Here is a 22,837-nt window from a genome sequence, read left to right as displayed (position 1 = left end):
TCCCCCCGCGCGCGCGGGGGAGAAGGGGAAAAGCTAACGGGGAGGTGCACGGCGGCGTAGCCGTCGCGCACCTCCCCTAAGAATCTCGCCCCCTCCCAACGAAGTTGGGAGGGGGTCGGGGGGAGGGCAGCGCCACTTTTTCAGCGGGCCAGCTTGCGTGACAAGCGCCTGAGAGCCAGCGCATCGCAAGCGGCATTGGAAAGTACCCGTACAAAGCCAAATTGAGAATTGCTGAGGGCCGCACACGCATTCCGCAGGGATGGACTAGAGGCTGACCATGGACGAACTGCTGGACCTGACCGAGATACCGAAATCCGACGAGATGTACATGATCGCCGGCTGGCGGCAGTGGGCCGATGCCGGCGCGACCTCGTCAGCCTTGCCCCGCTATCTGGTCAAGCACACCAAAGCGCGGAGGATCGGGCGCATCAAGTCCGACGGCTTCTACCTGTTCCAGTTGCCCGGCACGCACCATTTTCTGCGGCCCGAGGTGAAGTTCAAGGACGGCCACCGCCGCGAGATCCGGCTCAACCGCAACGAGTTCTGGTACACCGGCAACGAGAAGAAGGGCCTGGTCATCTTCTCCGGCGATGAGCCGCACCTCGGCGCCGAGCGCTACGCCGACGTATTCTTCAATGCAGCGGCGGAGTTGCGCGTCAAGCGCGTGGTCGCACTCGGTGGCGTCTATGCCGTCGTGCCGTATGATAAGGATCGCAATGTTTCCTGTTCGTACAGCCTGCTCTCGATGAAAGATGAACTCGACGATTACGCACTACGTTACTCGAACTATGAAGGCGGCGTGAGCATCGGCTCGTACATGGCGCACTGGGCGGAAGTCAAGGGCGCGGAGTATGTGGCCATGCACGCGTTTGTGCCGATGTATGATTTCTCCCAGTTGGCGCCGGATCTGCAAGGCATCACGGTCGAGAATGACTTTAAAGCGTGGTATGACGTCATGCGGCGCGTCAACCACATGTTCGGGACGCACGTTGATCTGGGCGATCTGGAGCGGCAGGCCGAGCAACTGGCCGAGTCGATCGGCGCGCAGGTGGACGAAATGGAGGAACGCGCGCCGCAGGCCCACGTGCGCGAATACATGGCCAAGTTGACCGAGGATTTCGCGGAGATGTCGTTTATGCCGCTCGACGATGTTTGGGATCGGGAACTCGGCGACATCTTCAAGGACATGGAGTAGCGCGCCGCGGGCATGGAATCGCTCTTGCTGGCGCTGGACTTCGGCGGCACGAAGCACAGTGCAGCATTGCTGCGCCGCGGCGACACGGCGTGGCTGGCACAGCGGCGCGCTGCGGCGCCACCCGCCGCGACGGCGGAAACGGATGTCGCCGTGATGCTGACGCTGGTGAGCGAGATGCTCGGTGAAGCGCAGCCCGCCGCGGTGGGGGTGAGTTTCGGAGGCCCCGTGAGTGCCGCCGACGGCGTAGTGAAGCTATCGCATCACGTACCGGGCTGGGAAGATTTCCCGTTGCGAGCGCTCCTGCAATCGCGCCTGGGCGCGCCGGTGGCGATTGACAACGACGCCAACATGGGGGCGCTGGGCGAGTGGCGTTTCGGCGCCGGGCGCGATCGTGACAGTCTGCTGTATGTGACGGTCAGCACGGGCGTGGGTGGCGGGTGGGTACTCGGTGGACGCGTTTGGCGCGGCGCCGACGGCATGGCCGGGGAAATTGGGCACACCGTGATTGATCCGTCCGGGCCGCTCTGTCTATGCGGCAAGCGCGGCTGTGTCGAACGTTATGCCTCGGGGCCGTACCTCGCCGAAGATGCGCGCGAGCTGTTGTCGGCCAACCCGGATGCGGCACCGATTCTCCGTTCGCTTATTGCCAACGACATTCAGCGGTTGACCGCGCAGCATGTTGCCGAGGCTGCATCGCTGGGTGACACGCATGCCATCGCCGCGATCGAGCGCGCGGGGCGCGCGCTGGGCGTTGCTATCGGCAACGCCGCAAACCTCATGAACCCTTCTGCCGTCGTGCTGGCCGGCGGAGTCACCAAGGCGGGCGATTCGTTCTGGCAGTCGATTCGCTCGGCAGCGCGCCGTACAGCTTTGCCTCAGGTTAGTGTTGACATCTTACCGGCACTGAACGGCGATGACGCCCCACTGTGGGGGGCGATTGCGCAAGCCTGTGACTTGCTCGACACAGCGCCACCGCACGGTTAAACGGTTCATGCATTATTCTCCTGCGGGCCTTCTCACAGCAATTCTCAATTTGGAGTCGGCTGCCAATATGCCCCCTCATCCCCTGCCCCTGCTCCCCCGCGCGCGCGGGGGAGCAGGGGAAAAGCTAACGGGGAGGTGCGCGCCACTTTTTCGGCGGGCCAGCTTGCGTGACAAGCGCCTGAGAGCCAGCGCATCGCAAGCGGCATTGGAAAGTACCCGTACAAAGCCAAATTGAGAATTGCTGGCCTTCTCAAACGTCGCTTGACAATCACCGCAGGCGCTCATGACAAACGTGGCAGCCGAGGAGAGTACCTGGTTTCCATATTACGTAGTATGCTATATCACGATTGATCTTGAAAGAGAATATGCACGAATGCGATCGAATAAGACATTTGGAAATCGAACACGAAGGAATCCGATAGATCAATACTGACTTGGATCGGACCTATATCTAGTAGGGTAGCGTGAAACGGCTAAAGTACACCGAAATATAGTGATTTTCCCCCCTTTGTTTATCCACCCAGCCATACGATCTCACGACCATACTGCGTCGAGTACACCGGAGTTCGCAAGGAGCAATCTGTCATCTATTACAAGCCCTGGGACATTCTTAGCGGGAAACGGCATGTGTGGCGCTCAGTAGACTTGCCGAACTTGCCGAAGCACACCGTGTGAGGTTTCGGGCACGACTTCGCGTTGAAAAAATCCTGCCTCTTGCTGCCAAAATGGTTGACATTCCACGATGAGTAGCATATAATACGCACAAGTCAGCAATGGCGCTGATCCTGCGACACGCGTAGAAGGCGTGTTGTGTTGCGTGCTCTCGCAGGGCATTGTGCCAGCGGGGGCATTTTTGTTTCCATCGTGGCTTTCGTTACGAGGAGGTCGGCGTGCCCTGGGATCCTAAGCTCATCCTCGAGATCATCACACAGTATGGTGTTGTCGGGCTCCTGGTGCTGGCGGTCGTTGCGCTCGTTTTCTGGATCGAGAAACGTACCGTGCCGCGCATGGCCTATGAAACCAAAGCCGAAGAAGTCGAGCAGATCCGCACGGAGATGAACCAGATATTCGGTCCGGGACTGGAGAAGCTTACGGCGCTTGAGCAGCGACAGGTCCTGATGCACGAAGAGCTGTTCAAGAAAATGGATGCGCACTCGGTGGCGCTCGCTTCGCTGGTGCAGGATGTCAGGTTGATTTCCTACGAAATAAACCATCGTCGGATCGACAGCCCCAACGATCGATAACCGTTGCCTACCCGGAGGGAGCCAATGACCAAGAAGCGATCGGGGCGCCAGCCATCCATTCTGTCCCGCCTGCGGCGGAAGTCGCCGCCGCGCGAACATGTATCCGGAACCGTCATCACGCGCGCTGAACAACAGCGCAAACGCAGCGAACTGCTGTCCACGCTGGACGGCTTGATCGCGCGTTACGATCAAATGATTGAGTCGGCGAACCGCTCAACCCGCGAATTCGAGGCGCGGCTTGGCATTCGGCGCAAACCATAGGCGCGTTCCGCTTCAATTTTCCGTCGCAGACCCGCGAAACGAGTGCAATGGAGCACCAAGTTCACGTCCGGGTTCCACCGCCGGCGCACGCTGCGCTGCCTGATGAAACTGCGTACCTGCGTTGGCGCATTGCCGAGTTGGTCGCCGGCGAGCGACGCCTGCGCGCGCTCGCCGAAAAAAGCGCCGACATTACGGCGCTTATCGCGCCGAATGGCACGATCCTCTATCAAAGCCCGTCAGTCGGGCAGATCCTCGGTTACGGGCCTAATGAACTGGTTGGCCGGAGCATGTTTGAGTACGTCCACCCGGCCGAAGTTGAGCTCGCTCGCAGCGCCTGGCATGTTGTCGCCCAGGTCCCCTCGCGCAGCCAACGCCTGACCATCCGTTTCCGTCACAAAGACGGCGTCTGGCATTGGCTGGAAGGTATTGCCACCAACCGCTTGCACGAATCGGACGTGCTGGCCGTCGTGGTGAACTTCCGCGACATTACCGAAAGCCGGCATGTCGCCGAAAACGTCCTCACGCTCAATCGGAATCTCGAGCGCCAGGCCGCCGACCTGCGCAAGTTGACCCACGCCGTTCAAGCGCTGAGCGAGGCCGTGTCGCTCGACGCGTTGTATCGCATCCTCACATCGCAAGTTCGCCAGTTGCTGAGCACGGATGCCGCCGTTGTGTTGTGGCGCGATCCCGCCAGCAACGACCTGTGGTGTGCGCATGCCGAGCCAGACGCCGGCGAACGGCTCGTTGCGCTGGCCGATCTGCCACATGCCATCGCAGACTGGGTGCTGGCCGAAGCGCAGGCGGCGGCCGTCGCCAACATGGACATCGATCCGCGCCTGGACCGGGTAGTACCACGACTGACCGGCGTGCCGGCACGCTCGATGCTGGCTGTGCCGATCATGCACAAGGGGTTGGTGGAAGGCGTGTTGATCGGGGCGTCGGACTCGCCCTGCGAATTCACGGCGCATGACACGTACATCATGACCGCGCTCGCCGGGTCAGCCGCGATCACGATTGAGAACCTGCGCTTGCTCGAAGCGGAACGCTCTCAGCGCCGCCTGTCCGAGACCCTGCGCGACGTCGTGTCGGCGCTCGCCAAGTCCGTGGATGGCGACGCCGATGCGATCCTCGGACGCATCCTCGACGCCATCGCGCTCATCGTGCCCGCCGACGCGGTCTGCTTCATGCGCCTGCACGAAGGCGGCCTGCACCTTGAAGGTTGGCGCGGCTATGCGGAAGCCGCCGGACTGACGGATACACCGGTGCCGCTGGAGCAGGTCTCCGCACTGGCTCAGTTGGTCGAAAGCGGTCTGGCCGTGAGCACCACGGACATGCAGACGGATCCGGCCTGGGAGCTGCCGCCACGCCTGCGTTGCTTCCGGGCGTGCATGGCGGTTCCCGTCCGCGTGGGCGACAAGATACTGGGGGCCCTGTGCGTGAGCAGCACTCAGCCAAACCGCTTCCATGCCGAGCACGTAAACAGCCTGTTCGCGCTGGCCGACCAGGCGGCCGTTGCGCTCAAAAACATGGACCAGTTTCGCCGCCTGCATGAGGTGATTGAACGCTCGCGCAAGCTTTCGCGCCTGCTGGTCGAAGTGCAGGAGAACGAGCGCAAGCGTATTGCGCGCGACATTCATGACGTGGCCGGGCAGGCGCTCACCGCGATTCTGGTCCAATTGAAAGTACTGGAAGGGCCGGAGGCGGCCGGCACGGAACGCTACGAGCGCATCGCGACGGCGCGTCACCAGGTGCTTGAGGTGATGGATAACCTGCGGTCGGTCGCCACCCGCCTGCGTCCGCCCGCGCTCGACCACGCGGGGCTGGTCGAGAGCCTGCGCGAATACGTGGCCGGTTTTGCCGCGCAGCAGGGTGTGGCGGCGCGCCTTGAAACCGTCGGGCTGGATCGCGAGCGATTCACGAGCGAAGTCGAAACGGCGATCTATCGCATAGTGCAGGAGTCGCTCACCAATGTCTCAAAGCACGCCCGCGCGCGGCGTGTGGACGTGATTCTGAAGTGGAGCGTGGCGGGCGATACCGGAGCCCTGATGGCCGTGATCGAGGATGACGGGTGCGGATTTGACGTGGATGCCGCGCGCCGCTCGGGCCGGCTCGGCCTCGGCGGAATGGAAGAGCGTGTGGCTGCGCTCGACGGGCGGATGCTGGTCGACAGCGAGCCAGGGCGGGGGGCCACCGTGGTCATCACGATTCCATGCGTGGCGACCAGTACCGGCGGCGCGCGCGGCGCGCAAACGTGCCCGGTTGAAACTCCCATGCCAGCACTTATTGCAATGCGGGACGTGAACCATGACGACCATACTGCTCGTTGACGATCATGCCGTTGTGCGCTTTGGTGTGCGCATGCTGCTTGGCGCGGAAGCCGAATTTCTTGTCATCGGCGAAGCATCCGACGGCCATTCGGCGATCACTGCCGTGGCGACATGCCGCCCCGACGTCGCGGTGATCGACATGAGCCTGCCGGACATGAGCGGCATTGAGGTCGTGCGCCAGATCCGGGTCCAATCGCCGTCGACCGCGGTGCTGATGCTGACCATGCACAATGACGACGCGCTTCTGCGCCAGGCGATCACGGCCGGCGCGACCGGCTACGTGGTCAAGAGCGCGGTGGGGACGGAACTGGTCGAGGCGATCAAAACGGTCGCACAGGGCGGCGTCTATATTCATCCGTCGATGATGGCTGGGTTGGTGCGGGGGATTGTGGCGATGGCTCCGGGCAGCGAACCTGCGAGCGCCCTTGCGGCATCGCTCACGCCGCTCACGCCGCGCGAAACGGACGTGCTCCGCCTGCTGGCCGCAGGCAACGTCAATCGAGAGATCGCCGAGACGCTGCACGTCAGTGTGCGGACGGTGGATACGCACCGCATGAACATCATGGATAAGCTCAGCGCGCAGAGCCGCGCCGACCTGGTGCGGTACGCGCGCGACCACAACCTTCTGTAGCGCCGCAGCGCGCCCACCGATCCGCCAATGAAACCGGCCACCCGTTTACAGGGTGGCCGGTTTGTTCGCAGCCCACTGGCCCATGCACAGGTTCAGGCTCGATTGACCTCAACTACTACGCGCGTCATCTGGCCTTCGGTGGCTTCGAACTTGTACTGCCCGCCGATCGATGCCACGCGGTCGCTCAGCCGGAATCGGTCCCAGGCGCTGGTCGGAACACCAGATTGGCTGCCGGTGATCGTCAAGCGGGTTTTCGCATCGTCGCCGGAGAGCGTAATGCGCACCGGGAACGCCGGGTTCGGCTGATCGATGTTGGTGAGCGCTTCCTGCGTGATGCGGAAGAGCGCCTGCGCAACATGCGGCGATAGCGCCGGCGCCGGATCGTCGCAGCGCACGGTCGTGGGCACGCCGGTGCGCTCGGCAAAGCGCATGGCATACCAGCGCAGCGCAAATGAGAGGCCGTGAGAATCGAGCAGCGGCGGGTGTAGTTCGTAAACGACATCCAGAATGCCGCGTGTGACTTCATCGACCAGCGTCGCAATCGCATCGGCGCGCGGGCGTACCAGCGCCGCGCTCTCGGTCGGCAGTTCGTCCGCCAGCCCCATGATATTTGCGCTCAGCATCGTCAGGTTGTCGCGCACGCCCGCCTGGAGCATTTCGGCGAGACGCTGGTGCGCCGGGTCGGCCCCGGCGGCCAGGCGCTGGTTGACCTGCCGCATTTGGTCGACATCTCTCCGCATCCACGCCAGCGAGCGCTGCTCCTGCTCGCGCCGGTGCGCCTGGGTCAGGGCCAGCGCCAGCGAACGGGCCAACGACTCGGCTCGCTGTACGTCGTCGGCGCCGGGCGTGTCCGCAGCGTCGAAGCTGAGCACCAACATGCCGTGTGCCGTGTTCGGGTCTGCGACCGGCACACCGAGAGTGGCAAACACGCCGTCCGCCCCATTCAATGCGTGTTCAGGCATCAGGGATGAACGATCAGCCGGACTGCTCATCGGGTCGAAAGGAAGCGCCATGCCGGACTGCTCATACAGGCCGCAAACTTCACGCGGCAGCAGCGACTGGTGCTCCTGATCCCACAGCAGCAGGCATGCGCCAGCTGCGCCCACCTGCTCGTTGATGCGAACAACCATGGCCTTGAGCAGCCCCGCGTCGTTGGCCAGTTCGAGCGCCAGGCACGCGTAGTCCGCCGTCAGATCGCGCGTGTCCGGGCGCGACGCGTCCGCTGCGGGCGCGGCCGCCATCGCTGTCGGGCGCAGCCGCGCCTGGTCGTCGCGCTGCCACTCCAACATGCGAACCTGCCGGTCAAGTTCTGCGATCTGCCGGTTCAACGTCTGTTCGCGTTGATGCATGCTGCTCAGTTCTTCGCGCAAGGCCTGTTCGGTGGCCAGTTGCAGGCGCACCTGCTGGCCCTCGGCGGGCAACGAAGGTACGGGGAGCGGTTCGGGCGCGGCATCGACGGATGCCCCGTCCGCGCCGCCGGCCATAGCGGCCAGCACGGTCGATTCGGGCGGAGCGACTGGCGACGAGCTGGCCGGGTCAGCGGCTGTGGCCGTTTGCTCGACGCTCGGCGTCTCGATCCGCTTGACGCGCTTGAGGCGCATTTCCAGCGACCGAAGCGCCTGGTGAAGCTGGCTGCGTTGCTCCTCGATATTTCGACCGCTGTTCTTCAGGCGATTGATCTCGATGTCGCGAAGCATCAACTCGCCGCGCAGAGTTGCCAGTTGCGCAAGCGTATCGTGACCGGCGCGCTCTTGTGCCGAAATTTGACTGAGCAGTGATTCGTTATGTTGGATTTGCTCCGTGACCTGCGTTTCGCGCGTGGCCAACTGGTCACGCAGTTCGGTGACCTGTGCGCGCAGCCGCAATTCGGACTCCTTAAGCTCGGCGACTTGCGCGGACAACTCCTGCTGGCGCTGCACCCGCCGGCCCAGTTCGACATCCAGCAAGCCGGCCTGCTCGCGTGCCGCCTTTAACTGCTCGGCCAGCGTGCGCGCTTGCGCGTGGGCGTGCTGATGCGCCGCGGCCAGCTCGACGGCCAGCGAGCGATTGGCGTCGCGTTGATGTTTGAGTTCGACCCCCGGGACGGCCGTTGCGCCGTCGTCCAGCTTGGCGTCGCCAACGGCCGATGTGCCGGCCGGCGGTACGGTCTGGAACCGGAACTGCCGCGCGATCTGTTCCATCAGGTCGGCGTGCTCGCGGAGCAGGGGCGTCTGGCTGGCCAGCAGCGACCGGTACTTGTCGCTCGCTAGCTCAAGCTCGGCGATGCGCAGTCGCAGCAGGCCGGCCTGCCGGTCGAGATCCGCTTCGCGGCGATGGCTCTCCGCCAATTCGTCCGTGCGCGCCTGTTCCGCCGCCTGCACCTCGGCCAGGGTCAACTCGAGCGACTCGGCCTGAGCGCGCAACCCCGGTGCGTAGTCTGCCAGTGCTTGCTGGTGCCGCTGGGCCTCGCCGGACAGCCGCTCCAACTGGCTCTGCAACGTCGTGACTTGCGCTGTCAATTCCTGCTCGGCGCGCCGCAGTGTTTCCATCTCAAGTCGCAATTCGGACTCGCGCTGCTGGTAAAGCCCCAGTTCGATTTGTGACACGTCGACCGGGTCGCTCCACGAGCCCAGCCGATTCTTGAACTGGTATTCGCGCTGCCGCAGCTCCTCAGCCAACAAAACGTTCTGCTCGCGGGCCGCCATCAGATCGGAACCGAGCGACTGCGTGGCGCGCACGTGCTCCGTGATGTCGGCCAGCGCGCCGAGCACCGCCTGGCGGCCCGGAGGTTCAGCCGCCGGCGTGTCGCCGGGCAGGGGCGCCAGCCGCAACCACAAAATGCCGTCGCGCTGTTCGCCATCCTTGCGCCGGAAGCCGACATTCACGGCCAGCACGCGAACCGACTCCCCCAGTGTGCAGATGGCGCGAGCCACGGCATCGTGGCTGGCATGGGTCAGGAACAGCTCCGAGCCATGCTGCAGCAACTCGTCCGCCGTATAGCCGGTCGTCGCTTCGAAGCTGTCACTGACATTGACGATGCGCCCGCTGAGTTGCGACATGATGCATGTCGCCGCCGGACTGGCGCGGAAGATGGCGGTCATGGCCGCCTCCGACTGCGCCAGCGTCTGCGTGGCGTCGCGCAAGCGCGCGAGCTCGGCGTTCAGTTCAGCCAGCGCGCCGGCCTGGCGCGCGGCCTCGGCTTGCCGCGCCGCCTCAATCACCTCGGCGGGCGGCGCCGCTGCCTGCGCGGCCTGCAGCGCATCGTCCTTGGCGGTCAGGCTGTCCTGCAGCCGGTTGATCTGGGCCGTGAGCTTCTCGACATAGGAAAGGTACTCGTGCTCGCGGTCGGCCTGCGCCGACTGCAGGTCGGTCAGTTCGCGGCGCAGCGCGATCAACTGATCATGGTGCATGCGCAGCGTGCGGTGATACAACTCGCCGAGTCCGATGCGCGAGTCGCAACCGATGATGACGAGGTGTCCGTTCAGCGCGTAGCCCGTCACGTGCAGGAACAGCTTCTGGCCGGCGCGCTGCACATAGAAGCCGTAGTTGTATGCGGCGTCGTCGCTCAGAATGTGCTCAATGAAGGCCAGCGCCTTCTTCAAGCCGTCGCCCAGCGCCAGTTCGACAAAGGGGCGCCCGAGCGCCCGCGCGGCATCCAGCTCGAGTGTGTCCTGCAATATGTCGGTGAGGGTCCCGGCCCGGTCGCACTTCAAAATGACGCCGGTGATCGTGGGCGTGTCGGTCATAGCAGAGCATCCTGTCGTCAATTGGAGCGCGCGTTAGCGCAACTCGTGCACCCGGTGCAGATCGGCGTCGACGCCGCGTTGGCGCGCCCAGTGCGCGATCTGCTCGTCTTTCGTGAACAGCATGAACTGTGTTTCCTCGGCCAGCCGCGCCAGCATGTCCAGTGTGAAGGCCAGCCGCTCATCGTCATAATTCACGAAGGGGTCATCGAGCATGAACGGCATCGATTCGCGCCCGTCGCCGATCATTTCGGCCAGCCCCAGGCGCAAGAGCAGGTAAATCTGATCCTGTACGCCCTGGCTGAAGTTCTCCGGGCGGATGAAGCGGTGCAGTTCCGGCGCTTCGACACGGATGCCAAGGTCGCCGCGGTCCACCTCGACCGCGTTGTAGTGGCCGCCGGTGACCGCTTCCAGGCGCCGTGCGACGTTGGTGTTCAGCCGGGGCAGGAAGTTGCGGTAGTAGTCGTCGGCGGCCGATTCGAGAAACTCCAGTCCGACCTGCAGCGCGCGGCCTTCGAAGGACAAGCGCTCGAGGCGCTGCTGCGCTCGCTCGATCTCCTCGACCACCTCGGCCAGCGGGCGGATTTCGGTGGCGCCTTTTTTCAAACGCGCTTCGATCTCGCCCAGCGTCTGGCGTGACTGGCTGATCTTCTGCAGCAGATCGGCCAACTCGGTTTCCAGCGCCTCGGCGGTTTGATCGTTGCGCATGTTGGCCAGGTGCGGGTAGACGTCCAGCAGCTTCTGGATGGTCTGGGCTAGCTGCTTTTGCTGGGTGAGCAGCGATTCGGTGGTGTCGGCGCGCAGCAACGCGGCGCGCTCGCGGTCAAGGCTCTGCAGAATGGACTGGCCGCGGGTGTGGCGCTCGGCCTGGCGGTAGCGATCGTTGAACTGTTGCACGCTATCGGCGATGCCGGCGGCCTCGATGCCGGCATTGGACAGCACCAGGCGCAACTCCGCTTCGATACCCATTACCGCCGTACGCTCGGCGCGCACATCGGCTTCGGTCGAGAGCGTCGCCTCGAGGCGTCCGTTGAGCGTCTCCTCCAGCGCCTGCAACTGCGCTTCCAGGCGGTCCAATTCGCGCCGCTGGTCGTAGAGCGCCAGCAGCGACCGCATGTCGACCAGCAGGTTGATCTCGACCATGCCGGCGGCCTTCAATATGGCGCGTGCGCCTTCGATGGCCTTCTGCATGCCGTCGCGTCGCGCAGCGACCTCCGCCTCAAGCTCCTCGCGGCGGCGCTCGAGTTGCGCCTGCTCGCCCAGGTCTCGATTGGACTCCTCGGCCTCGCTCTCAAGGTAGTTGAAGTGCTCCGCCGTCAGGTCGTTCTCCAGCGGCAGATTGTACAGCGTGTGCAGCTCGGCGCGCAGCCGGGACAACTCGCCATGGGCCTGGTCCAGCCGCTCGCGCGCCGCCTGCCGCGCGGCGTGCAGCGGCGCCAGTGCTTCGTAACGCGACTGCGCGGCTTCCATCTCGGCGAGCGATGCAAAGCCGCTCTGCGCGAGCTGCCGTTGCAGCTCCGCGCGCATCTGCGCGGACTTTGTCTTTTCGAGATTGAGTTGTGAACCGAGCAGCCAGGCCCCGGCGCCGAAGAGCGTCGCTGCCGCCATCATCAAAGCGCCCTCAACAATCAGGCGGATGCCCGTATTGGCCAGCGACGCCACGAACAGACCGAAGCCCGCGAAACCGAGAACGATCAGAAATACCGTGCCGAAGCGTTTCCAGATGTGCAATACGCGGGTGCGCAGGCGTTTGTCCACCCGCGTGGATTGCATCTGTTGGCTCTTCAAATCGGCCACGTTGTCTGGCGTCAGCCCGCCCGCCTTCAGGGCCAACGTATTGAACTCGTCCTCGCTGATGCCGCAGACCTGCCATGCGGCGTCGGCCGCCTGGGCGCCGGCTTCCGACTCGATGACCGACTGCTGAAGGAATTCCCACCTGGCACGTGCTTCGCGCAGCCGCTCCGGCGTGATCTGCGACATCACGTGGCGGCGTGGCCCGCCATTGCGCGACTGCGCCAGCACGGTCAGCGCCTGGCGGACGATCTTGAGCTCTTCGTCGGACTTCTGGTGCGCCCGAATCGCTTCCGGCAATGCGCGCTCCAACTCTCTGGCCGCCGCCTCCTGCTCGACCGGAGCGAAGCGCGCCGAATCCAGCCGCCGGACCGCCTCGCGCAGCCGCGCCGCCTCGGCCTGCATCTCCTCCACTTGCGCGCGCGATGGCGCGGCCGCACCCTCGGCGCGCGCCAGCCGCTCCGCGTGCGTCTTCAGCTCTTGCGACAGTTCGAGAATCGTGTCACGCGCCCCCATCGGGAAGTTGGCCGCCACCTGCAAATCGACCAGCTCGGCCTTCAGGTTGGCCTCGGTCTCCGCCAGTTTCTCCAGCTCGTAGAGACGGTAGCCGAGCGCATTCATGCGCAAGACACTCAAGAAGTACTTGAGCTCGTCGCGCTCGCGCATCCAGGTGTCGAGGCTCAGCTTGAGCCTTCCGTACTTGGCGAGGTCCTGCGTGCGGTTGCGATAGTCCATCTCGATCAGCTTCTTTTCGATCAACAACTCCTGCAAGTGCTGATCGGCGGCGGCCATCGGCGAGGCGGGGTTGCGCTCGGATCCCACATAATCGCGCATGGCCCGTTGCATCGCTTCCTGCGCCTGCTGAATCGCCCGGTGCCGGCGCTCTTTGCCGGTGCCGCTCACGATCGTGTCGGCGATGTCGTAGGATACGTCCGACAGCGGCCCGAGGTCGCTGTGTCGCACGACGAACGTGTTGAGGAAAACATCGCGCGGCACACCGAAATGCTGGAGCGAGAAGTCGACGTTGCCCAGGTGGTCGCGCGTGAACGCGTTGGATACATCCGCCCCGGTGGCGGTTTCGACGACTGTCGTCGAAAAGTGGCTGTTTTCCGCCACGCGCGTGACCTTGTACGTACTGCCGCTGTCCAGGCCGTACGTCAGGGCGCCGCCATAGGCAGCGCTGTGCCATGGCCGGAAGCGCTCGATCCAGTCGCGCTCGGCGGCGCCGGTCCGGCGCCCCTGGCGGAAGCCGTACAGCAGGGCGATCATCGCCTGCTGCAGGGTCGATTTGCCGGCTTCGTTGTGGCCGACGAATATGTTAAGTCCCGGCGTCAGATCGAAGACGGCCTGGTGCAGGCGTCCGAAACCGAATATTTCGAGGCGATGGATTTTCACAGATTGACCCTCTGTCCTTGAAGTGCTTTCAGCCCGTGCTGCAGCGCGGCATGATTCAGCCGGCGCGTGGCCTCGTCGCTCACCGTCTGCGCGGTGAGGTGCCGTACGAAACTGCCGCGTACGGTCATCTCGCCGGTCAATGCATCCAGCTTGACGGCGGTCTCGGTCTGGTTGTCAATCCGCAGCGCAGGCAGTTCGTCGGCCAACTCGCGCACGACATCGTCCAGCGTCACCTCGGCATTCGGGTCCGCCTCGCCGCGCAGCACGACGGCGGCGACGACCGGGCGTCCGTCCTGCACCTCGTCCCACAGGCCGCGAATGTGCGCCTTGACCTGCGCGGGCGATGAGTAGCCGGAGACATCGAATTGCCATGTGTAGCAGCGCCACTGGCTGATGTCAATGTTCTCCAGTTGCCAGACGCCGTTGTCCCATTCGGCCAGCCAGACCGCGTGCCCGTTGGTCTCCGCGAAACTCAACGGTTCCGGGCTGCCCGCGTAACAAACTGACAGGTCATCCGCTGTGGCGAAGTACGACTCATGCCGGTGTCCGAGCAGCGCCAGTTTGAACCCGGCGCGGCTTACGTCGGCGAATGAGAATGGCACGACACTTTCGTCGCCGGCCGGCCAGGCGAGGTCGGTTGCCGCGCCGTGCAGCAGGAGTACGGATGGCTTCTCGGTCGGCAGCGTGAAATCCGCGAGCACCGGGTCGGTGGTGCGCGCCTGGTTGTACCCGAATCCCCAGATCAGCCACTCGTCGCGCAAGGTTAGCGGAGTCAACTGCGGTTCGCGAAAGATATGCACGTTGCGCGGCCAGTCAATCAGCGTGTAGTAGGAATCGGCGCCGGCGGGGTCGCGGTCGCCGGGCGCGATGAAGACCTGGATCGGTTCGATGGCCCGAAACTGCTCGAGCACGAATTGGAGCGTGTCGAGCGAGAGGTGTTCGCTTTCGAAGAGGTCGCCGGCGATGGTCACGGCAGCGACCTCTCGTTCGCGCGCCAGTTCGAGGGCGCGCTGAAGCGACTGGCGCAAACCGTGGCGCCGCGCACGCGACAGCCCCGGCACGGCGTCCGCATTCAGGTATGGATGGTCAAGGTGCACGTCGGCGAGGTGGAGAATCTTGAGCGTCATGGGCATAAGTCCAGGTTGGTCATTGAATGCGCGGAGCAACTTCCGCGTCGATACGGTCGGCCATCTGCCGCAGGGCGGCAATGTGATCGGTCAACTGGCGCTCGCTCAGCGAGAGCCGGATGACCGGCGTTGTAGTATCGGTGGCTTGCGCAAGCACTGGCTCGGGCATCACGGGCGGCGCGGGCTGCACAGCGGGCTGATCGACAGCCACGCCGGGGATTGGCGCATCGATCGGCGATTCGACAGCGGGGGGTGTGGTGTCGGCCGCGGCGATGGCCGCGGTCGGCTCGGGCCGCGCGGCGGCATCCGGTTCGCCGGCGGCCGCGACCAGGTTGTCAGCTTCGGCGACACTGCGGCGGTCGATCCGTAGCACGGCGGTCAGGCGGCGCAGGGCCGACGTAGCGGGCTTGGGCGACGGCCGGTGGTTCATCAGCATACCGGCGTTCTCGCGCAGTCGCCTGGCTTCGGCCATGAACTCCTCGTGCGACCGGCGAGCCTGAATCAGATCGAGCTTGAGCTGCTGGGTCTCCTGCTTCAACGAGTCGATCTGACCGAGGAAGCGCTGTTCGTGTTCAAGGAGTTGCGCCTTGTCCGACTCCAGTTCCGATATGCGCATTGCCAGCCCGGCGGCCTCGCGGCCCAGCGCCATTTCCCGCTGCCGCCCGTTGGTCAGGTCCATCACGGCGGCCACGGCGCACGGCTCGCCGCTGACCTCCATGACCTTGACGCCCCAGACCGCCATGCGCGATTCGCCATTGCGGGCGACGAACGCGGCGGGCATTTCCAACGGCGGCTCCGACGTTTGCGAGGGCATGGGATCGAACGGGTGGGCGGCGCCGGCGGCAAACAGGCGGGTGACCGGCGTACCGCGCAACTCATCTTGCGCATAGCCCGTGAGCTGGCTGAAGAGCAGGTTGGAGTCGCGCACCGTGCCGTCCTGAAGGCTGACGATGCAGAGCGCGACCGGCGAGTAGTTGAACGAAGCGGTCCACAGTTTCTGGGACTGCTTGAGCGTCCTGAGCTCCTTGTTCAACTCGCGCAGCTTGGCCCGCAGTTGTTTTTCGACGGAATGAGCGGTCAGGGAGGACGTTTGGCTTCTCATCGTGCCTCGCCAGGGGGGAACGCACAGGCATGGACGGGTCGACGCGCCAGGCGGTGGGCAGATCCCGTCGTGCATGGTGAGGCCGATGCACTTGCATACAGGTCGGACATCATTGTCCTCGCAATTGGGTGTCTTCATTGGCACCCGGCTATTGGGCTGTCAGTCCGGCATGTTGGCCATGCGGCAGAAGTGGGCGGCCGGCAACTTGATCAGCGTATGACATTCATTCTATCCATCTTGCATCGCTTGTGAATCGGCTTGTATTACTGATTTATTGACAAGCCAAACAAAGGCACATTGGCGTCAACGCGCTTCGGTGATTGCGTATTACTGCGCGCTTGGTCTCCGTAGTTAGTGCTGATATATGTGCGGAATCCCCGAACCACGCCTTGACCATTGCCCGCTGTGTCGCCCACTGTCGGCTATCGACTTTGTGGTATTATCATAAGCGGTTCACGGCTCCCGATGAAGGCAACCAAGTGACTCCTGGTGTACAGGAACGACATGATGACAACGACATACCCCGGCTTTGATGCCCTGGCCGGGCACACCTACATAGCATTGACCACATTCCGGGGCAACGACACGGCGGTACCGACGCCGGTCTGGTCTGCGCGTGACGGCGATCGGCTGGTGCTGTTGACATTGGCGCCAGCCGACAAGCTGAAGCGCTTGAGCAACGACGCGCATGTGCGAGTGGCGTCGTCAGAAGGGCGCAGCAAGCTACTCGGCACGGAGATCGAAGCACGCGGCCGCATCCTGACACCCGAAGAGCACCCGGGCACCGACGGCGCGTTGACTAGTAAGTACGGCTGGCAGAAGCGCGCCTCTTTGTTGGCGATGCGGCTGCGCGGTTCCGAAATCGCGTACATCGAATTGCGCCGGACGGATGGTGAACTCATATGAGCGCATGGCAGAGCGGGGACGTCCGCGGCGCTGGAGTGCGAATCCACTATCACCGCACGGGCGGCGCCAAGCCGGCGGTGGTCATGCTGCACGGCGTGACCGACAATGGCCTATGTTGGTCCCGTCTGGCCGCCGCGCTAGCGCCGGATTTTGACTGCGTGATGCTGGACGCGCGCGGGCACGGGCAGTCGGAAGCACTGGAGACCGGCTACACCGCGGAGGATCACGCGTGCGATGTGGCGGCCGTCGTTGACGCACTGGGCCTCGGTCGGCCAGTCGTCGTGGGCCACTCGATGGGCGGCGCGACGGCGGCCGCTACCGCCGCCAATTTCCCCGATCGAGTCCGGGCGTTGATCCTCGAAGACCCGCCGTTTCGCGGCGAGCCACTGCAAGATAGTGCGCTGATGGCGGAACGTATCGCGGGGTGGCAGGCCGGGTTGGCGAAACGACGCACGCAGTCGCTTGCTGCGATCGTAGCCTACGGGCGCCGCCAGAATCCGACCTGGTCAGACACCGATCTCGCCGAGTGGGCAGAGGCCAAGCGTCAGACTGATCCGCGAATCGCCAATGGAATTAGTGGCCATGGCATTCGCTGGCAGGATGTGGCGTGTTGTGTCACATGCCCGACGCTGCTCGTCACGGCTGATCCGGCCTATGGTGGAATCATGACTCCCAACGAAGCGGACGAGGCGCAGCGCCTGTGCCCGGCCGCGCGCACGACCGTTATCGCGGGGGCGGGTCACAATATCCGGCGCGATCAGTTCGAGACATTTCTACGTGTGGTGCGCGATTTTCTGAACACGCTTTAAACACAAGGAGAAACAGCCAATGAAATTCGGAGTTCACAGCCCATCATGGTTCTACGGTGATGATCCGCACGAGATCTTCGAGGGCATCAAGCGCAAAGCGCAGTACCTCGATACGCACGGCTATGCATGGCTATCGGTGATGGATCACCTGATCCAGATTCCGATCGTCGGCCGCGCCGACGAGCCGTTCATGGAAGGCTGGACCGTGCTGTCGGCACTGGCCGCGGTCACGTCGAAGCTGCGGCTGGCGACGCTGGTCAGTTCTGTTGCGTACCGGAACCCGGCGCTGCTGGCCAAGATGGCGGCGGGCGTAGACATCATCAGCCGCGGCCGCTTGACGCTTGGCCTCGGCGCAGGCTGGCATGAGCCGGAGTACAAGCAATACAACTGGGAGTTCCCGCCGAAACCGGCGACACGTATCGGCCAGTTGGAAGACGCGGTGCGACTGATCAAGGCGATGTGGACGCAGTCGCGCACGACGTATCACGGCAAGTACTTCAAAGTTGAGGACGCGATCCTCGAACCGAAACCGGTGCAGAAGCCGCACCCGCCCATCATGATCGGCGGCAGCGGCGAACAGTTGACGCTGCGCGTCGTGGCGCGCGTGGGCACGGCGACCAACCTGTTCGGTGACCCGGAGACGATCAAGCACAAATACGACGTGCTCAAACAGCACTGCGAGAAGGAAGGGCGCAACTACGACGAGATCGAGCGCACGAACCAGTTCGGCAACCTGCTGCTGGCGCGCACAGAGGCCGAGTTAAAGGCGAAGCGCGCACGCTTGCAGATCCCCGATAGCGTGCGGTTGAACGCGCTGACGCCGGTGCAGGCAATCGCGATGATCGGGCAATACGAGCGGGCAGGCACGCAGATGGTCATCAGCACGTTCGTGCGAAACGACCAGGAGAGCCTCGAACTATTCACGTCGGACGTAAAGCCGCTGTTCACGTAAGTGCTGTCCGTCGCAAGCGGGCCGTATAAAAGGCAAAGCCCTGCGCGGGTGGGCGCTCGCAGGGCTTGACGCTCTTACGTCACGCGCAGCGCGAGAGGTATGCTGAATGCGGAGATACGCAATAGCGCGGGTGCCGGCGCGTGCGGCGATAATAGCGCACCGCAAGGAGGAGCGCGACCAACGACGCTGCCGCACTGGCGAGCACGATGAGCAAATCAAGCGTCTGAGCACTCATCCGGTCCACTGAAGGTTCAGAAACGCATCGATGACCTTCGGATCAAAGTGCGTGCCAGCAAGTGAGTGAATATGCTCGCGCACTTTTTCTGTCGGCCAGGCTCTGCGATAGGGGCGGTCGGAGCACAACGCATCCCACACGTCTGCGATGGCAAAGATGCGCGCCGCCAGCGGAATCTCTTCGCCTTTCAACCCGCGCGGGTAACCCGTACCGTCCCACTTTTCGTGATGGCAGCACGGGATGTCCAGAGCGGGGCGCAGATAGGCGATTGGCGAGAGCCATTTTCGAGCATACACGGGATGACGACGCATGATTTCCCACTCTTCTTCGGTAAGTTTGTCGGGCTTGAGGAGGATGCCGTCCGGGATGCCCATTTTACCGATGTCGTGCAGCAGAGCGCCGCGCCGGATGTGGACAAGTTCTGCATCGCCGATTCCCATGGCCTGTGCCAGACGCAGGGTAAGCTCAGTCACGCGTTGAGTGTGGCCTTCGGTTTCTTTGTCGCGCAGGTCGAGAGCGCTCGACCAGCCCTCTAATGTGGTGTCGTAGGCAAGTATCAATTCGCTGTTGGCGTGTTGCAGGCCTTCGAAAAGTTCGGCGTTGTCGAGGGCGATGGCGGCCTGCTGTGCCAACGCGCGGAGGAATTCCAGCCAGTCGGCGTCGGGCGTGTAAGCTAAACGATGGAAAGCTTCCAGCACTCCCTTGACCTGGCCTTTGACCACGAGCGGTACGCCGTGGTAGGTGATGAACGCTTCACCGGCCAGCCACTGCGATCGCGCCATGGAGCCTTGATCTGCGCGGAGATCAGGGACGGTGATCACTCGGCGTTCGAGCGCGGCGCGCCCCGCGTGACCTTCACCTAACCGCAAGTGAGTTTGCTGAATAACGCGCGACCGGAACCCGCGCCCCGCCGTATACTCAAGCACCTGAGTGTGCGGATTGAGCAACAGGATGTCCGCCGCTTCAACACGCAACTGCTGCGTCACTTGATCGAGCAAGACGCCCAACGTGACGCGGAGGTCCAGGCTGCTGCTGATGGCGATGTCAATCGCGTGCAGGGCGGACAGGCGTTGGACATGCTGCACGGTCTGCTCATGCAACTGCATGCGATGAATCGCATTCCCCGCCATTTCGGCAAGCGTGGACATGAGACGCACTTCATCCGGCGTCAATTCGCGCGGCGCGTCAACTGCGACAAAGAGCACACCGACGATTCGATCCGCGGTGCGAATCGGAGTGACTCCGCCGCCGATCCCTGCGCCGACTTGTAGCCGCATGGATGGATGTCCACGTGGATCCGACCTGAACTCGCGGGAAATTTGTGGTTGTCCAGTCGCAAAGACCTGCCCGGCGAGGCCCTCTCCTGGCTTGAGCGCAAGAGAAGTCTCGATCAGTCCGCGGTTCACCATCTGCCGCAGGACACCCCCTGCTGGATCATAGAGCCAGATATTCCCGCCATTTGCATTTAGCACACCCAGTGCCTCATCCAAGAGGATGGGCAGCATCTCGTCGATCGTCTGGGCGACACGCAGTGCGGTGGAAATCCGGTTCACGGCTTCGAGTTCCGCAAGGCGGTAGCGCGTCTCGTCGTACAACCGCGCGTTCTTGATCGCAATCGCGGCTTGCGCCGCGAGCGTTGAGAGAACGCGCAAGTCACGTTCGGTCAAGCTCCCCTCGCGTTCGTAGTCCCAAACGATGAGCGCGCCAAGCGCTTGCTCTTCCGTAGTGATCGGGACGCCCAACCAGGCTTTGGCCGGCTCGCCGCTTGGTGGGATGCCGCGCTTCGCACATTCGCTCAGATAGTCGCTCGCAAGGATTGACTCTTTCTGCCTAATGATGTAACTCACCAACCCCTCTCCGAATGGAAAGCGAGAGCCGGGTTTCCGTTCTCCCCGATCGAGATAGAATCGTTCGTCGACCTCGTCGCGCGCTTCGTCGTACAGGCACACCGACAAATTGCCGGGACGCAGCAGGTTGCCCGCCTCGTTGCCGATTAGTTCGATGATTTCCGCCAGATTCAGCGTGGCCGCAAGTTTCTGTCCAATGTTGTTGAGCGTTTCCATTTCAACCGCATGCTGACGTGCGTCGGCGTAGAACCGTGCGTTGGCCATTGCCGCCGCCAACGTGGCCGCGGCCGACTGAGCCAGTTGTAGATGATCCGTGGTGAAGAACGCTTCCCGATCGCTGGTTGTGACGAACACGCCCACCAGTTCATTCCGGCTGACCAGCGGAACGCTCATTGCCGAGCGGACCCAGTCGCCCACCCCGGGAACCACCGCCCACCGCTCGTCTTTACGCACGTCGTCCAAGAGCGCGGGTTGCCGATGGGCGGCCACCCAGCCGGCCAGACCGTCATGGGGAAGCAGTCGCCGCGGCCAATCGAGAGTCTCTGCCGAATCTAGGTCGTAGCCGGACTTGGTCACCACGCGCAGATGAGGACGGCCGAGGTCATAGATCAAAACAGTCCCACGCTGGCTTCCTATTGTTGCACAAACTGTGTCCAGCGCGCGCTGTGCAACCTCGCGGGTGTCCAGACTCTCCGCGAGGCCCAGACTCAGTCGGTAGAGCAGTTCCAACCTTTCTTTACTCTTCTGCAACACTTGTTCCGCTTCCTTGCGCACGGTGATGTCGCGCGAGATACCAAGAACGGCTCGGACACCACCGGGCTCATCCTTGAGGGGGACCAGCCAAGTGCCCAGCCATACTTCCCGAGCTTCAAGCGGGGTCTTGTTCTCCACATAGAGGGGCTCGCCGGTGTCGAAGACTCGTTGCAGGTTGTTCTCCTGCTGATCGGAAACGCTTACGGGAAATAACTCCTCTCTGCGTCTCCCAATGACTTCATCCGGCCGACGCCCGAATTGCTTTGCCGCAAAGCTGTTGATGTATTGAACGCGGTTTTCTCGGCTGATGACAAAAATCATTTCATGTGCTGCTTCAGCGAGCGTTCGATAGAGTTCTTCGCTCTGCCGCAACGCCTGCCCCGTCTGTTTGCGCTCCACCTCGCGGCGTTGAAGGGATTCCGCCATCTGGTCAAAGGCGTGAGCCAATTGACTCATCTCGCCGCGCTCGTGGGGGAGACCGGCGCGCGTGCTCAGATCGCCAGCCGCCAGTCGCGTCGCCGCGCTCACCAATGCCCTAATGCGGTGCAATACCAGCGCGTCGCCGCCGGCCCAGGCTGCTGCCAGCGCCAATGCGGCCGAAATCCCGAGTACGATCAGGTTGCGGGAAAGCAGCGAACTCACCTCGGCAAAAACGGCGGCCTGCGGGAAATCGAGGATTACATACGTGCCCTCACCCTGGACTGCGGTGTGAATTGGGGCAAATGCGTATACACGCGGAAGACCTTCCGGGCTGAGCACTTCGGCCATGCCCTGGCGCTGTGTAAGAACGGTCTTGACAAGCGACGCGTTGGGTAAAGGATGCCCGACCCAAGTCTCCGGGTCCGGGTAGCGGACCAACACCAGTCCATTGCGATCAATCTTGGTCAACGCAGTGTCTGCCGGTAACTTGGATTCCACCTGTTGCTCCAGCGCGCCAAGTTCTGCCAGATCCAGCGCCGCAAAGACCGCACCTTGCACGTGACCGTTGCTGTCCGTCACGGGATAACCGAAATTGATTGACGGTTTTCCCGTGACTCGGCCGATCTGATAGTCCCCCATTGCAAAATCAACGGTCTGAACGGCGCGTTGGAAGTAGGTGCGGTCCGCGACGTTGACCGTGCTGCTGAGAGGGGTTGCGCTGCAGAAGATATCGCCGTTGAGTTTGATCGCGCCAAGATTGGCGTAGCGCTGGAAATGATCTTTCAGCAGACTCGCTAACAACGCGCTGCACTGTGCCGGATCGCCGACTCGCACATCGGAGGAATGCGCGAGGCTGATAAGCAACTGGCGGGTCGTGGCGATCAATTCGTCCTCTTGGGCCGAGATCACCTGAGCCAGGCGCAGCGTCTCGGACTGCGCTTCCACTACTTCGCGCTGGCGATCCTCCGAGGCACTGTAGATTGTCAGCGCGATTCCCGGCAGAATGGCCAGAAGAACGAGAAGAACTAAGCGAACACGAAGGCTCGCAAACAACTGCGCCATCAAAGTCCTCCTTCAGACACAGGGACATCTGGAACAGGAGCCTCGCGCTGGAGCGTGGCCAACACAGGCAGGTT

The 22,837-nt window shown here is 63.3% G+C and carries 14 protein-coding genes; 9 read left to right on the top strand and 5 right to left on the bottom strand.

Going from position 1 to position 22,837, the window contains the following annotated elements:
* Positions 1–277: 277 nt before the first annotated feature.
* The 6 genes from HZB53_08320 to HZB53_08295 all read left to right on the top strand — a co-directional run bounded on the left by HZB53_08320 (position 278) and on the right by HZB53_08295 (position 6,642).
* On the top strand, positions 278–1,195 hold the full coding sequence (locus HZB53_08320; protein ID MBI5877639.1) for a PAC2 family protein: 918 nt from the start codon (positions 278–280) through the stop codon (positions 1,193–1,195).
* A 12-nt stretch (positions 1,196–1,207) separates the two neighbouring features.
* Complete coding sequence (locus HZB53_08315) at positions 1,208–2,179, top strand: ROK family protein (protein MBI5877638.1); 972 nt, start codon at positions 1,208–1,210, stop codon at positions 2,177–2,179.
* Between the two features lie 890 nt (positions 2,180–3,069).
* A complete protein-coding gene (locus HZB53_08310; GenBank protein MBI5877637.1) occupies positions 3,070–3,423 on the top strand; it encodes a hypothetical protein in 354 nt (117 codons plus the stop codon).
* Between the two features lie 24 nt (positions 3,424–3,447).
* A complete protein-coding gene (locus tag HZB53_08305) occupies positions 3,448–3,684 on the top strand; it encodes a hypothetical protein (protein ID MBI5877636.1) in 237 nt (78 codons plus the stop codon).
* Between the two features lie 47 nt (positions 3,685–3,731).
* Positions 3,732–6,011, top strand: coding sequence for a GAF domain-containing protein (locus HZB53_08300; GenBank protein MBI5877635.1), 2,280 nt, complete (start codon positions 3,732–3,734; stop codon positions 6,009–6,011).
* Complete coding sequence (locus HZB53_08295) at positions 5,989–6,642, top strand: response regulator transcription factor (protein ID MBI5877634.1); 654 nt, start codon at positions 5,989–5,991, stop codon at positions 6,640–6,642. The genes HZB53_08300 and HZB53_08295 overlap by 23 nt, the downstream gene beginning before the upstream one ends.
* Before the next feature lie 92 nt (positions 6,643–6,734).
* On the opposite strand, the gene HZB53_08290 is transcribed toward HZB53_08295, so the two are convergent.
* The 4 genes from HZB53_08290 to HZB53_08275 are packed head-to-tail and all read right to left on the bottom strand — an operon-like array spanning position 6,735 to position 15,779.
* Positions 6,735–10,367: a PAS domain S-box protein gene (locus tag HZB53_08290; protein ID MBI5877633.1), complete on the bottom strand. Its 3,633-nt coding sequence runs from the start codon at positions 10,365–10,367 to the stop codon at positions 6,735–6,737.
* Positions 10,368–10,400: 33 nt separating this feature from the next.
* Positions 10,401–13,550, bottom strand: a complete 3,150-nt coding sequence (locus HZB53_08285) for an AAA family ATPase (protein MBI5877632.1) — start codon at positions 13,548–13,550, stop codon at positions 10,401–10,403.
* On the bottom strand, positions 13,547–14,677 hold the full coding sequence (locus HZB53_08280) for a metallophosphoesterase family protein (GenBank protein ID MBI5877631.1): 1,131 nt from the start codon (positions 14,675–14,677) through the stop codon (positions 13,547–13,549). The genes HZB53_08285 and HZB53_08280 overlap by 4 nt, the downstream gene beginning before the upstream one ends.
* A 19-nt stretch (positions 14,678–14,696) precedes the next feature.
* Positions 14,697–15,779, bottom strand: a complete 1,083-nt coding sequence (locus HZB53_08275) for a PAS domain S-box protein (GenBank protein ID MBI5877630.1) — start codon at positions 15,777–15,779, stop codon at positions 14,697–14,699.
* 504 nt (positions 15,780–16,283) lie between these two features.
* On the opposite strand from HZB53_08275, the gene HZB53_08270 reads away from it, so the two are divergent.
* The 3 genes from HZB53_08270 to HZB53_08260 are packed head-to-tail and all read left to right on the top strand — an operon-like array spanning position 16,284 to position 18,446.
* Positions 16,284–16,685: a PPOX class F420-dependent oxidoreductase gene (locus HZB53_08270; GenBank protein ID MBI5877629.1), complete on the top strand. Its 402-nt coding sequence runs from the start codon at positions 16,284–16,286 to the stop codon at positions 16,683–16,685.
* Positions 16,682–17,494, top strand: coding sequence for an alpha/beta hydrolase (locus HZB53_08265; GenBank protein ID MBI5877628.1), 813 nt, complete (start codon positions 16,682–16,684; stop codon positions 17,492–17,494). Before HZB53_08270 ends, HZB53_08265 begins: the two co-directional genes overlap by 4 nt.
* Positions 17,495–17,513: 19 nt before the next feature.
* Entirely contained in the window at positions 17,514–18,446 is a 933-nt protein-coding gene (locus HZB53_08260; GenBank protein ID MBI5877627.1) for a TIGR03560 family F420-dependent LLM class oxidoreductase, read from the top strand.
* Positions 18,447–18,677: 231 nt separating this feature from the next.
* Here the strand turns inward: HZB53_08260 and HZB53_08255 are convergent, their stop codons facing one another.
* Positions 18,678–22,763, bottom strand: coding sequence for a GAF domain-containing protein (locus tag HZB53_08255; GenBank protein MBI5877626.1), 4,086 nt, complete (start codon positions 22,761–22,763; stop codon positions 18,678–18,680).
* Positions 22,764–22,837 lie beyond the last annotated feature (74 nt).

The organism is Chloroflexota bacterium (assembly GCA_016235055.1).
In the GTDB taxonomy this organism is placed as follows: Bacteria; Chloroflexota; Anaerolineae; order JACRMK01; family JACRMK01; genus JACRMK01.
This window is presented reverse-complemented; position numbering and strand designations above follow the sequence as displayed.